Source organism: Streptomyces sp. NPDC006691, from assembly GCF_042869955.1.
In the GTDB taxonomy this organism is placed as follows: domain Bacteria; phylum Actinomycetota; class Actinomycetes; order Streptomycetales; family Streptomycetaceae; genus Streptomyces.
The window spans coordinates 605,657-618,625 of sequence record NZ_JBIAGW010000004.1 but is presented as its reverse complement, the minus strand read 5'-3'; the positions used below and the strand labels follow the sequence as shown (position 1 = coordinate 618,625).

Below are 12,969 nucleotides of genomic sequence, written 5' to 3'. Positions count from 1 at the left end.
GAGCCGAAACTCGACGACATCGCTCCGCCGTGGAAGAGGCCGCCCACGCCGCCGAGTCGCAGGCGCTCTCGTAACTCGCGAACAAAGAGGCCGCCGACCGCCCGGCTGAGGGACGCTCCTCCTACGCAACTGGGCGCCGCCCTTCCTCTTCGCGTTCGCGAGCGTCGCCCGGTGACGAGGACCAACAAGAGCGCTCCAGCCGTACTGATCATGGCTGCGGTCTCGGGCGCGGGCATGATCACAGCGGCACCTGCCACCGCAGGGGGACCGCAGGGGGACCGCAGGGGGACCGCATCCACTTGACCGACCACGGCTACCAGCAGGTGGCTGACCGTATCTGCGAGGCGCTTTCCCGATCGTCATCGGACGGAAGCGGCTGTGCCTGGTGGCGTTCGTATCCTTCTGGTGCACGGCCTGTCGGCCCTCGCAGGAACCGGCGCCGGGCCGGGCTCAGCCGTTGAACCCGGAGACCCGTCCGCTGTGGTGGCAGCAGGTGCAGCAGCAGGGAGGTCCGGCGCGGACGGCGTCCGCGGGCCAGCCCATCAGGCCCGGGCGTCTTCGAGAGCGGGCTGCTCGGCGGGCAGGCGCCGTACGGCCCATACGCTGGGTGCGGCCAGCAGCACGAGGGTGGCGAGGGTCATCACCACGGCGCTGACGACCAGGACCGATGAGGGGCCCGCCGTGGTTGCGGTGGCACCGACGACGAGATATCCGAGTGGCACCGCCATGAGCTCGCCGATGGCGCTGAAGGAACTGACCCGCCCGAGCACAGCCGCCGGGAGCTGTTCCTGGATCGAGGTGTTCCAGCACACGATCGCGATGTCGAGTCCGATGCCGGCCAGCACTGCTGACGCGGACAGCCACACGAGTGGTGCACCCGCGGCCAGGGCCAGCAGAGGAAGGGCCAGGGGCAGGTTCGCGCTCACACACGCGACCATAATTCTCGTCGGCTTCCATTTAAGTGAAATTATCCCCCCGACAACGAGACCGGCAGCAAATGAGCCCTGGATTGTCCCCCATACGGCCGGACCGAGGTTCAGGTCATGGACGACGACAGGACCCAGGAGCTGATATCCGCCGAGCCAGAGGGCGACGACAACCGTTCCGGAGAGTACGTACGACCAGAGCCAAAATTTGCTGGAAAATTCACTCCAACCGTCACGGAAGTCTCGGAGTACTGAAGATCCGGATTTCACACGTCCCGAGACAGGAAGTCGACTGCACAGGAATGCGGCAATGGCGAAGCTCGCCGCATCCCAGCCCAGGGTCCATTCCGGTCCGATGAGTGCGACGAGTGCGCCGCCAAGCGCTGGTGCCACGATTCTGATGACATTGGTCGGAAGCCGCAGCAGCGTATTCGCCTCTTGGAGCTCACCGGCCTCGACGAGCTGCGGGAGCAGGCTGTTCATCGCGGGCTGCATCAGAGCCGACGCACCGCCCGCGACGGCGGCGAGTACGGCGATCCGCGCAGTGGTGGCGGCCCCGGCTGCCACGAGAGCCGCGACGCAGGCCTGCGTGAGGGCCGGCACCACGTTTCCGATCACGATCAGACGCCGTCGCGAGAACCGGTCGGCGACCACGCCGCCGACCAGGAGCAGGACCAGTTGGGGCACCGTGCTACTGGCGAGGACGATCGCCAACGACGCGGGGTGACTGTCGAAACCGAGCACGGTGAAAGCCAGTGCGACGGGCGCCATGGCGGACCCGCTCATCGATATGAGGCGAGCTATGACAAAGAGACGAAATGGCCTGCGCCGCAGCACGGAGAACGACCCATGGAGCATCATTTGCGCGACTCTACTACTTTCCACACCGCTCCAGTAACCCTCAATTGGCCGGTCCAGCAGCCCGAGGTGACAGGCTTGTAAGAACGGTGGCCAAATCCCGGCAGCTTGGCGTTGGAAGAGTGACTCACATCACTCCCCCGGTGCCGCAATGTCAGAATTGATACTTATGGCCCGCGATGGGTTTCAGTGTCCAATTATTCGCAATGCACACGAAACAACAAGCTCCTTGACGCATGATCATCGATGTGCAATCTGCGATCCGCAGCTTGGTCCAATGTTTTGGCTCGGAGTAATTACGAAGGAAAGGAATTCATTATGGCTATCAATGCCGTCGACATCGACGCGTTCGTCGCGAACCTGCGCAACGGTCTCATCGAGCCCCAGTCGACCACCGGACGACGGACCGGGACGACGTCGCCCAGCGCTCCGCAACCAATGCGCACTTACAGCGCCCGGTGTCCCCGTGGCGGGCGAGGTCGTCGAATGGTCGGCACCGACCTGCTCGACGGCGTGATCCGCTCGCGCGCCTGACACACAGGCGTGGGGTGGCAGCACTCCGTGGAACTGGGTGCCGGTGCGCCGGCGGATCGCCGGGCATCTGTGCTCGGTGATCCGTCCTGAGCTGTCGGCGGTCGACGACGTGTCCTTACCTCGCCCCGGCCGCCGACGGTGCGGTCAGATCACCCCGGCTCATCCCCGGCTCATCATGAGCAGAACAACGAGCGGTCTGATGCCAGCGGCACGTTCAGACCGGCACATGATCGGTATTTCCCGGACGTCCACCATGCTCGAACCACTCCGGCGCCAGGATCGACATCACCGTCGCGTCCACCCGCTCCCCCTCCCAGAGCAGCGCGTCACGCAGTACGCCCTCGGCGACGAATCCCACCTTCTCGTAAACCCGCCGGGCTCGCGGATTGAACGCATAAACTTCCAGCGAGATGCGGTACAGCCCCAGTTCCTCGAAGCCGTACCCGACGATCAGGCGGGTCGCCTCCGTCCCGAGGCCAGATCCGCGGGTGCCGGGCACCAGGCAGATGCGGAAGTTGCAACTTTCGTTGCCCGGGTCCCACTCGTGGAGGACCGCCTCCCCAACGACGTTCCCTGTCGCCAGCTCGACCACGGCAAGGTCCAACCGGTCATCCTGCTCCTGACGACTGCCATACCAGGTAAGCATTCGGCCCGTATCGGGCGCACCGTCGTCATGGCTGCCGGTAAGTCGTGACGTCTCTGTGTCCAGGAACATCGGCATCAGCGAAGGCACATCTTCCACCGTGACTGGCCGGAGCAGTATCTGTTCCCCTCGTAGCGACGGCTTGCTGAGGAAACCCGGATGTGACGCGTCTCGAAAGTGATCAACCATGGCCGCATTGTGTCCAGCACAAGCGGCTGACGTCGCCCTGATATTCGTCGCCGCAGATCCCCGTGATCGGGGAGACAGGGCCTGCCCAGTTACTGGCGGCTATGGCTACGGCGGGGCCCTGTTGCGAGCGGGGTGTCTTCTCGCCGGCACGCTGGGGCTCCGCGGTGCGCGGGTCGATCGCCTCGCCGGGTGCGCCGGTCTGGTAGACGTCGTCGGGCTCGGTTTCGCGGTTGTGCGGCAGGTGGAAGAAGACCCGGCGCTGGTAGAGGCCGCTGTCGGGGTCGCCTTCGGCGCGGAGGGTCGAGTTCGGCGGAGCCGACCATGCGGCCGTCGCGTTCGTAAGGGGAGCTTTCCTGCCGGAGGCGGCAGCCCTGGCCCACTCATAGAGGTCCTCCCGAGATCCGGTCCGGTCACCACTGCTTGCCTCGTCATCGGCTGCGAGGGAGGATCCGCTCGATCCCCCGTTCGTCAGCACCCCCAACTGCTGGCTGACCGCCCATCCGGCTCTCAGCCGTGTGTCATCGGCTGGTTGCCCACAGCCCCGCCCGCAGTCGGCCGGCCAAAAGTCTGTGGCATCCGCCGCGCTGGTCGGTGCGACCACGGCAGGTGTCGTCGTAGCGACGACCGGCGGAAGCGGCGGCCCGCTCCCGCCCGCAGGCTGTGAGGTGCTGAACCAGAGGGGAGATTCTGAGCAGTTCACGGCGGCGGCCTCGCGCGCGACCGACCCGGAGCTGAAGTCCGCACTCAAGTCTGCGGCAGCCGACAAGCAGCGGGTAGAGGTGGACAACCAGCTCCGGGACTACGCCGAGCAGCGGCAGGGAACCGATCCCAGGCGTCGCGACACCACCGGCGTGAAGGACCCGGCGGCGACACAGCGAGCCAACGACGCCGCCGCGTACATGAGGGACCGTGGGACGTTAGCGGAAATCTGCGAGGGATAGAGCACGCCGAGGGCCGCCCTCTACGGACCGACCGCTGACAGCCGCCGCACACCGACGACCAGCGCGGGGACGGGGATCCTGAACCGTGGTATGCCCCGGAACCCCAAGCTGCGTGGTTCGAGCAGGAGACCATGATGCTCTCCATGCGTAACCCGTTGCAGAACAGAAACTCGATGGTTTGAACGTGCGTGGGATCCGTGCGCAGACCATCCCCGCAGGCGCCCCACTCCATGAGGATCGCGAACGTCTCGCTCCCCTGGTCGCTGTCACCGCCGGTGAACTCCGCTCTCTGCTGGACCAGTTGACCGCGGCAGAGTGGCTCACCAAGATCCGCCTCACCGGTCGCCTCAGTGAACGCGCCCTCCCCCTCACCTGCCCCCTCCCCGCCCCTCGACCCAGAAGGGGCTCCGACCTGACTCCACCGCGGCAGGAATGGTGTTGCGGGCTGAACGGCCCGGCTTGCATGATCGGGACATCCGAATCGTGCGGGAGGCAATGCGCACGAAGACCGACAGCGACAGCCGGTGGGACTTCGCCCAGGGCGCCGTCAGCGACTCGGTCTGGGGCTGAGCACCCGGGATCAGCTCCTTTCACCTTCCTTGGAGTGGGTTCTCCAGAGCGTCCGCGCAACGTCGCGCTCCTGCGATCTTGGATGGAAGAACTTCATGGACGGCAGAGGGGCGCTGTTGGCCGCCCGCTCTCGACCGGTCTCCACGATGGCGTAGATGCTCCCGAGGTTGCCACAGATGGCCATTCCGTCGAATTCGTCCCGCGGGTCGGAGGGGGCTGCCCACGGGTCCGCGTCATGCTCTGCCTCGCTGGTCTCGCCCGCGAGATTGTTGCTCAGTGTGCGGATCCAGTCGTTCTCGACGTCCTCGTACGCTCCGGGGAGACAGCGTGATCCGACATCAACTCGGACCGCCCTATGGCGGACGAGTTCAATCGCGTCGTGAACGGCGAGAGAGGGTGGACGATGCCCTTCGCCGAGTCCCGTGCCATAGCGGCTCTGTCCAAAGCCGTGGCTCGCGAAGCCTCATCGAAGGAGAACTGACCATGGACCCCGAACCCAGCAGGCGGCCCTTCCTCACACTGTGGGCGGCCACCACCACGTCGAATCTCTCGGACGGAATAAGTCTCGCCGCAGCACCTCTGCTCGCGGCCACCGTGACTCGCGACCCGGCGCTGATCGCCGGCATCACCGTGGCGCAGCGGACCCCGTGGCTGGTCCTGGCCTCGATATCCGGAGCCCTCGCGGACCGGCTGGACCGAAAGCGTGTCGCACAGGCGGCGAACTGGATCCGCGTCGCCGCGTTCATGACTCTCGCGTTGGCGGTCCTTGGCGACTCCGTCTCCATGCCGCTCCTCTATGGGTTCTTCTTCGCCATCGGGACGGCCGAGACGCTGTATGACAGTTCGTCATCCGCGTGGCTTCCGACCCTGGTGGCCCCGGATGACCTGGGCCGGGCCAACGGACGCCTGCAGACCACTTTCGTCATCTGCAACGAGTTCGTGGGGCCGCCGATGGGCGGCCTCCTCTTCGCCTTCGCGGCTGCGGCCCCGTTCGTGCTCGGAGCCAGCGGCTACCTGGCCGCCATCGGCCTGCTGGCGCTGATCCCCACAGCCACCCGGGACCGGCGGAAGCCGTCCGAGAAGCCCCTCACGGTGAAGAACATCGCCACGGACATTGCCGTTGGTGCGCGATGGTACTGGGCATCGCCGACCCTGCGGTCGCTGAGTTTCGTCGCAGCGATGGGTAATGCTGTCAGCGCAGCCACCTACGGCATCCTCGTACTCCTTGCCACGGACGTGCTGGGTGTCACGTCGAGCTGGTACGGCGCACTGCTCGCGGCCGGTGCCATCGGCGCGGTTGTCGGCGGCCTGGTGGCCGGCAAGATGGGCGAGTGGATACCGCTGGGCACGCTGATCCTGGTGACGAATCTGCTGTCGGCCGGGTCCACCATCGGCATGGGACTCGCGATCAGCCCGGCGGCCACCGTCGCCTTCATGGCGCTGGACGGCTTCGTCGTCCTGATCCAGGCCATCCAGGTCGTCACCCTTCGACAGCAGATCGTGCCGAACGACGTGATAGGCCGCGTCACCGCGGCTTATCGGTCCGTCGCCGTGGGCGCTTTCACCGTCGGGGGTATAGCGGGCGGCCTGGTGGCCAAATTCTTCGGAATCCCTGCCGCCTTCTACGCCGGTGGTACCGCCATGGCCATCACTGCCTTCGCGGTCCTGCCCGTGCTGAACAACAAGCGCCTCGCCCAGGTGAAAAGAGAGGCAACCGATCCTGAAGAGGCTTCCGGGGCGCTCATCCGATGAAGGAGGGCGACAGTGAATCAATCCACGCAGTGAGTCGTAACCGAGGCTGCCGAGGTCCACGTCCGCTATGACCACACCCATCTCGACTTCGGTCCAGACGTCCCGGTCAGCGTATTCCCGCGGCATGCGCACCAGGTCATCTCGCTGTTCCTCCGGCCGAACTCGCGCTCCCGGTGCGGAACATGGGGCACCCACGGGGAGTTCGGGCCGGCCTTGCCGCGGCAGGTGACCTCCGTCGTGCACCCGGTCCACACCGCCGAGCCCCCGGTCTCCTGCGGTTCTTGCTCTCTCCTGCGTGGCCGAGGAGGCCGGGGGTTCTGCCCGAGTAGCCAGCGGAGGTAGACGTCGACGGCCTGCTGCCGGCGTTCGTTGAGGGCGGCTTTCTGCTGCTCGCCGGAGCCCATGCGGTCGTCGCTCGGCAGGACGCGGCGGAGGCGTTCACCGTGGGGAAGCTGTGGCTTCTCACGAGGGCGACGAGATCGTAGTTGTCGTACAGCTTGCGCCGTCGTCCATCGCTGGTGGGAACGGACGCCGGGGGATCTCCGACCGGAGCTGAGCGATGTTTTCCTGTGATCCCTGCTCTGAACGCGAGGTGCAGCCCATGACCGACCATCTGTCTGCCACGTCTTCCTCAGCCGCAGCCCGCGGACACCAAGTTGGAGCGTGGTGGTGCACGACCGGGACGACGGCGGTTCCTCGGGGCACGCCGTGGGCTTCGCCCCGCCGGAATGGTGGGCCACAGCCAGCCCGAGTCAGCGCGTTGCACCGACGTGCGACGGGCGAGCAGCAAAAGCCGCAGCGTGGCCTGTCGGTTGGGCTGCTCTCTGCTCAACGCAGGCCGGTTGCGTAGTTCAGGGCACGCCTGGTGGACGTCGGCAGGGGGCATCCTTTACGAGGCAAACCATTTCTGGTTGTCGCTGTAGTTGGCGTTCCACACTTGCAGCCGCCCGTTCGAGTTCATGTCCAGGACCAGGCTTGTGTTGCCGCCATTGACGAGTTCGTACCTGCCGTTGCCTTCCGGCCACGCGTACCACGTGTAGTCACCGCCGGTCACCTGACCACACGGGCCGGACACGACGACCGGGGACCCGACCTTTGTCCAATTGGGCACCAGGCATCCATAGTTGGGCTCCCACTCCAGGACGTACCAGGCCCCGCCGCGCGAGTCGTAGCTGCCCTGACGGACGAGGGCCCAGTTGCCCTGCCCGCACGGCACCGCCCGGACGACCGCCCCCCAGGAATTCGACTCCGGTGCGAAGCACGGCGATCCAGCCGCGACAACGCGCAGGTTCTGGTTCATCCCCTGCGTGAAGTCCGCGTGAGCCGGCACCGCTTGCGCCACGAATGCAGCCGCAGCAGCACCGGCCACCGTCAGCATCCGCTTCCATCGTTTCATCATGAAGATCCCCTGCCTTCATCCCTTGGCGCAGCTGACCGCCATGGAGACAGTTCCCGTCCAAGCGCCCTGCGCGTCTGCGACCGTACCGATACAGCTCCTTCATCCGTCCTAGATTCGACCTGGATTCGTCCTAGTAGGAACGTGGTTGCGCGGCCGTTCCGGTCGCCCACCAAGCGACGATGAGCCCGTCCGGCCGGACGAAACGTGCCGTGGTGAACATCAAGGTGACCGCCGGAGTGGTGCGTGCGGCCAGCCCGCAGCAGAGGGACAGGGCCGGCACAAGATAGAGGGCGAGAGGAATGAGAAGCAGGCCAGGGCCGGCACCCACAGCGTGACGGCCCGTCTGTGACGCAGGAGTTGGGGCCGGGCCTGGGGCTCCGATACGCGGCGGTTTCCCCGACGCGGTGCCCTGACATACGCCGCTCCATTTGGAACGCGTTCAGCGCAGGCATGGATCCAGCCTCTGGGCGTACAGGGCGGGGAACCTGCATCCGCTGGGAACACCTGGCATCCCCCCTCCGCGTCGCCCCATGAAGGAGACCGGGACCCGCCTGTGAGACCGGGCCGTGTCGGAGAGCAAGTTGCTCTCGTACGCTGTGGCGACGGCGCGGTCGGTGGTGTGCCCGCTGATGTCCTCCGTCCGCAGTTCCGAGTCGATCTCGTAGAAGAATCTGCGGGCCACATGGAGCAGCACGATGGCCGAATCGCCGCCGCGCAGCGCGACCGTGATCGGCGAGCCCTCAACCTTGTGGGGTGCGATGCCGTCGTGGTCCGTGACCGGCCAGCCGTTGGCCGAGGTGGCCTTGGCCCAGGTCGAGTTCGTTGCGGAGGGCTGCGGCCGACCGGCCGCGTACGCCGTGCCGGGCAGGTCTGTGACCGCGATGGCGCCGCCGACGAGCCGAGGCCGCCGGTGAGTATGCCGCGTCGGCTCGGGGTCTTGAATTTGGTCACTTCAACTGCTCGCCTTGTGAAGGGGTGTTGGTTGGGATCCCGGTCCGGCCGCGCATCAGTCGACAGACGGCCAGGACACAGCCGATGACCATTCCGGCGAGAGCTGCGCAGATCACCGCGTTCAGCCAGAGCGGTACCAGGTCGATACGGGTGCCATTGCCCCAGCGGCACTCCCGGGACAGCGGGAAGAGGCGCTCCACGACAGTTGGATCACTGGCGGGGCCCTCGTCCCGCATCGGGTTGCCGAGGGCTCGTACGCATGCCTCTGCCCTCCCCTTGGTGCTGAAGCCGATCCACAGCCCCGGCACGTAGGCCGCGACCGCGACACACACCGAGAGCACGGTCAGCTCCAGCCCGGGGCGCGCGCCCCGGGGGGACAGCCAAAGGCGGCGGGTGGCCAGGAGGTGCGCCAGCTTGGCGCCGAGGAGGAAGACCGCCGGCAGCACCGCCGCGTTCGCGAGGACAAAGAGGTGTCATGGCTGTTCACTTGGCGACCTTACGGAGGTCGCCCTGGCGCATCGTGGAGGCCGCGCGCCGGCTCCCCTCGGCACCGACGTGGCCTTGGAGCCGGTCCGCGAAGCCCAGCAAGAAGGCCTCCAGTTTGCTGTAGGCGAGCGCTCCGGGAGCGATGGTCGGGAAGCCACCGGTGGAGTTGATCAGGTAGGTGATGCACGCGATGATCACGCTGTCGTCCTGCTGAGCCAGCATGTTGTACGCGACGTCGACGGCTCCCTTGTTCGAGCCGTGGAAACGCTCCTTGTAGTAGCGCTTGAAGCGGGTCAGGTTTCCGCTTGCTGCGCGTACCAGATGCCCGACTGTGCGGCGGTCAGGGGCAGTTCGGAGCCCGAACTGATGCTTGTTCCCATACGGAGAAGCAACCTGATGCTGGCGCTGTACTGGACCGGCAGGCAGTCAGAGGCACTGGCCGTCTTCCGGGACGCGCGCACCACCCTGGCCGCCGAGCTAGGCATCACGCCCGGGTCACGGCTGCGCGCAGCGTGTCGCCGTCCTCCGCCAGGACGGCGACACGCTGCGCGCGGCCACGGCAGGCGCAGATGTGGCGCACTGACACCCCGTCAGCTCCGGTGCGGATGCTGCGCACCTCATAGGGGCTCTGAGCTGAGGCGATGCATCGCGGACATGCCAGAGACGCCTTCGATAGGCTCTCCGAGGCTCGGATCGTGAGCTAGTGGTACGTCGGGAGGATGAACGTGTCTGGTGAGCGGCTCGACTCGGAATGGGTGCGAGGTTGGTGCGAGGAGACAACTGCTGCGCTCAAGTCTGTGATGTCATCGCATCTGCCGACGCATGGGTTCCCACCTGGCGACAACGCCGTCGTTCTCGCCACCGATGAGAGCAGTAAGGCGACGGACGCCCTTGTGAACCTCACGCCGATTCCCTCGGACCTCACGACCCTTTACTGGGTGATGGGCGAGGCCTCCTTGCCGGATGTCGAGCACGGATACTTCATTCACTCGGCCTCGACGGTTGCTGACCACTTCCGCGACTACGGCGCGGTCCAGGTTGATGATGATCCGTCGGCCATCGTGTTCGCCAGTGACGGCGGCGGCCATCTGTTCGCAGTGTCCGGCAGTGGCCGAGTCTGGAAGTCGATCACGGCATCCTGGTTCGGCGATTTCGAGGTTGCCGCAGAGTCCGTCCAGGGGTTCCTTGAACAGGTCGGCCCGAGCCGCTGCCGGTAGTGGAAGAGCGGCCAGGAGGCGCGACGGACCAGCGTGCAGCAACGTTGCACAGGAGCGGTTACCGCAAAGTGGTGACCTGGTTGTCGGGATGGTCGATCCAGTGCGATGGGTGCCGTCCGGGGTGGGAGTGAGGCCGTGCCGGTCTTCGGCCGGCCAACCGAGAGTCTCCCAGCGGCCGTAAGCAGTCTCCGCTTCGTCCCACAGCTCGCGCGGGCCGTCTCTGTGGCGCTGTCGTGGGTGACCGTCCACAGGGACAGCCGTGTCAGGCTCACGCGCGCCGCTCCCGGATCTGGGCCGTCCGGGTAGCGGCTCGCAGGTGGAGATCGTGCCGAGCACCAACCAGGCGCTCCGGCTCAACAAGGACGGCTCCACCAAGGTCGCCAGGATCATCGTGCCGGTGTTCCTGGAGCCGAGCGAGGACCCGACCGACATGGTAGCCAGTGCCTCGTTCCGCCCCCGTGTAGCGGTACTCCAGGAGCTCCGCAGTCATTTGACGACTGGTCGAGCAGCGCGCCTCCCGCGCGCTCTGCAACGAGAAGCGCACGGTGCACCTCCAGCGTGACGAGGACGGCCGGATCGTCGCGCCCAACGGCGAGAGCGACGGCGACGGGCAGGACGACACCGACACCACTGGCGAGTCCGCGCTGCCGCACTTCTCCAGCCCGCGCGACGCGGCGACGATCGCGGCGTTCATGCGGACACGGGTGTACCGGCCGGAAAGCCTAGGGTGGCTGGAGAGCGGTCAGGACCCTCACCCGCTGGCGGATAAGAAACGAGATCACCGGCGTCTACGCAGTCCCGTACGACGTGGAGGCCGGGGTCGGCGTCACGGAGGACTTCCCCCTCGGTCCCCCGCGAAGCCCCCCTCCCGCAACGCCGCCACGGCCCCGGCGATCAACGCCTCACGCGTCCGGCCGAACCCCGCCCCCTCCCCAGCGGACAGGACCGCCGTCTGGACGAGGGGGCGTTCCTCGCCCGAACTGCACGGCGGTGCGGGCGTACATCGTCGTCCCGCGACGGACCAGCGGATGGTGAGGCCGTCCGGCCAGCCGTTGGAGTCGTAACTGCCTGCCGTCATCACGACGTCATGGGTCCAGATGCTCTGGGGCGGAGCCCTCTGGACCTCAGTGCACAGACCTCCCTGGCCGGTCTTCTGGAGCTGCGAAACCCGCCCGTCCAACCAGCGCACCAACGTGTCCCAGTTGGCGCTGCCGGTGAAGTCGCCCGCCGTGACGAAAGCGGCTTGCTTCCAGGCGCCGCTCGGCTGTTGTCCATCGGGCGCAGCCTGTCCTTCAGGATGCCCTCGGGCTTGCGGATCTTGTTGAGGAAGTCCTCCGTGAACAGGTCCTTGGAGGCCGCCGGAAGCGCCCGGGCGATGGCGTCGGTCGTGTGATAGCCGTCGAAGAGGCTCTCCACGTCCACCTTTTCGCCGGGCTCGCCGCCCTCGCCGTCGTAGCCGCTCTCGCCGGCGTAGCCGGGCTGGAACACCGCGCCGGGTGAGGTGTAGAGGCCGTACATCCTGTTCCAGGCGATGACGAAGTAGGCGAGGTAGAGGCCGGAGTTCTCGATCCTGTCGTTGGCCGCGGCCGCCTCGAAGGCGGAGAGGTCGTAGGGGCCGCTGACGGGGGCGAGGGCGCCCAGCGTGAAGTAGCGCTCCGCGCCCGCCTGTTGGAGCGCCCGGCCCACCAGCATGGTCGCGGGTCCGCCCTGCGAGAACCCGCTGACCTGGACCTTGCGCTGCAACTCCCGGCCACTGCGGTGGGCGAGCGTCCGGGCCGCGCGCAGACCGTCGACCGAGGCCGCGACGGTGGCGCCCTGCTCTGCCGCCGCCGTCTGCGAGGCAGACAGTAGACGCCGATACAGTTGTCCGTATCCCGTTGCAGTGGACAGTTCCACGAACAAACATGGCCGTCATGGACCGACCAAGGCGGATCATCGAATGCGGAGACTTCGTCCTGCGATGCTGGCGGGGGCAGAGCGACTTCGCTCCGGCCTTCAAGTTGATCGAGGAGTCTCTGGAACACTTGCGCCCCTGGGAGTCGTGGGTCGCCCGTCACAGCGCGCAGAGCACCCGAGACTTCCTCGCGACGTCCGAGTCGAAGTGGGCAAGCGGTGACGTGTACAACTACGCCATCGCCAAAGACGGCACTCTCGTTGGCATGTGCCAGACCTACCGCGGGACCGAACCTCAGGGCCGGCGCATGGGGTATTGGCTGCACCCTGCCGGCACTGGCCAGGGCATCGCCACTAGAGCAACGGCGGCCCTGGTCACCGAAATGTTCACCTTGCCGGAAGTGGAGTACCTGGAAATCGCGCACGACCTGTCCAACACCTCCAGCGCCGCCATACCACGCCGGCTGGGCTTCACCGAAGTCCGGCGTGAACAGGGAAGACCACCCACAGCCCCCTCAGGCAGCGGGATCGACACGATCTGGCGGCTAAACCGCCCTACGCCGCCTGTCAACGGCACTCCGTGCCCCTGATACATCCCCATACACCGAGC

The 12,969-nt window shown here is 66.7% G+C and carries 11 protein-coding genes and 3 pseudogenes; 7 read left to right on the top strand and 7 right to left on the bottom strand.

The window, feature by feature from the left end; translation table 11 throughout:
• Positions 1-542 precede the first annotated feature (542 nt).
• On the bottom strand, positions 543-1,787 hold the full coding sequence (locus ACFYNP_RS12920; RefSeq protein WP_388785153.1) for an MFS transporter: 1,245 nt from the start codon (positions 1,785-1,787) through the stop codon (positions 543-545).
• A gap of 315 nt (positions 1,788-2,102) precedes the next feature.
• On the opposite strand from ACFYNP_RS12920, the gene ACFYNP_RS12915 reads away from it, so the two are divergent.
• The gene (locus ACFYNP_RS12915) at positions 2,103-2,318 is read left to right on the top strand and encodes a hypothetical protein (protein ID WP_388785151.1); all 216 of its coding nucleotides are present in this window, start codon (positions 2,103-2,105) and stop codon (positions 2,316-2,318) included.
• Between the two features lie 214 nt (positions 2,319-2,532).
• On the opposite strand, the gene ACFYNP_RS12910 is transcribed toward ACFYNP_RS12915, so the two are convergent.
• Complete coding sequence (locus ACFYNP_RS12910) at positions 2,533-3,150, bottom strand: GNAT family N-acetyltransferase (protein ID WP_388785149.1); 618 nt, start codon at positions 3,148-3,150, stop codon at positions 2,533-2,535.
• A gap of 109 nt (positions 3,151-3,259) precedes the next feature.
• Positions 3,260-3,494, bottom strand: a pseudogene (locus ACFYNP_RS12905) (DUF6009 family protein); the annotation flags it as partial.
• A 225-nt stretch (positions 3,495-3,719) separates the two neighbouring features.
• Here ACFYNP_RS12905 and ACFYNP_RS12900 point away from each other — a divergent pair.
• Positions 3,720-4,091 (top strand): hypothetical protein, encoded by a 372-nt coding sequence (locus ACFYNP_RS12900; protein WP_388785147.1) that lies wholly within the window; start codon positions 3,720-3,722, stop codon positions 4,089-4,091.
• A 1,053-nt stretch (positions 4,092-5,144) separates the two neighbouring features.
• Positions 5,145-6,413, top strand: coding sequence for an MFS transporter (locus tag ACFYNP_RS12895; RefSeq protein WP_388785145.1), 1,269 nt, complete (start codon positions 5,145-5,147; stop codon positions 6,411-6,413).
• A gap of 889 nt (positions 6,414-7,302) precedes the next feature.
• Here the strand turns inward: ACFYNP_RS12895 and ACFYNP_RS12890 are convergent.
• The 3 genes from ACFYNP_RS12890 to ACFYNP_RS12880 form a co-directional block, all read right to left on the bottom strand.
• Positions 7,303-7,812 carry a hypothetical protein gene (locus ACFYNP_RS12890; protein WP_388785144.1) on the bottom strand — a complete coding sequence of 170 codons (510 nt, stop codon included), beginning with the start codon at positions 7,810-7,812 and terminating at the stop codon, positions 7,303-7,305.
• A 947-nt stretch (positions 7,813-8,759) separates the two neighbouring features.
• Positions 8,760-9,209 carry a hypothetical protein gene (locus ACFYNP_RS12885; RefSeq protein ID WP_388785142.1) on the bottom strand — a complete coding sequence of 150 codons (450 nt, stop codon included), beginning with the start codon at positions 9,207-9,209 and terminating at the stop codon, positions 8,760-8,762.
• A gap of 37 nt (positions 9,210-9,246) precedes the next feature.
• Positions 9,247-9,471, bottom strand: coding sequence for a hypothetical protein (locus ACFYNP_RS12880; protein WP_388785140.1), 225 nt, complete (start codon positions 9,469-9,471; stop codon positions 9,247-9,249).
• A 99-nt stretch (positions 9,472-9,570) separates the two neighbouring features.
• Between ACFYNP_RS12880 and ACFYNP_RS12875 the strand changes: the two genes are divergently transcribed.
• From ACFYNP_RS12875 to ACFYNP_RS12865, 3 genes and pseudogenes are all read left to right on the top strand, one after another.
• Positions 9,571-9,948 (top strand): BTAD domain-containing putative transcriptional regulator, encoded by a 378-nt coding sequence (locus tag ACFYNP_RS12875; protein ID WP_388785285.1) that lies wholly within the window; start codon positions 9,571-9,573, stop codon positions 9,946-9,948.
• 20 nt (positions 9,949-9,968) lie between these two features.
• Entirely contained in the window at positions 9,969-10,466 is a 498-nt protein-coding gene (locus ACFYNP_RS12870; RefSeq protein WP_388785139.1) for a hypothetical protein, read from the top strand.
• Between the two features lie 304 nt (positions 10,467-10,770).
• A pseudogene (locus ACFYNP_RS12865) lies at positions 10,771-11,315 on the top strand (helicase); the annotation flags it as partial.
• 414 nt (positions 11,316-11,729) lie between these two features.
• Here the strand turns inward: ACFYNP_RS12865 and ACFYNP_RS12860 are convergent.
• A pseudogene (locus tag ACFYNP_RS12860) lies at positions 11,730-12,278 on the bottom strand (hypothetical protein); the annotation flags it as partial.
• 92 nt (positions 12,279-12,370) lie between these two features.
• On the opposite strand from ACFYNP_RS12860, the gene ACFYNP_RS12855 reads away from it, so the two are divergent.
• Positions 12,371-12,949, top strand: coding sequence for a GNAT family N-acetyltransferase (locus tag ACFYNP_RS12855; RefSeq protein ID WP_388785137.1), 579 nt, complete (start codon positions 12,371-12,373; stop codon positions 12,947-12,949).
• The last annotated feature ends 20 nt before the right edge of the window (positions 12,950-12,969 follow it).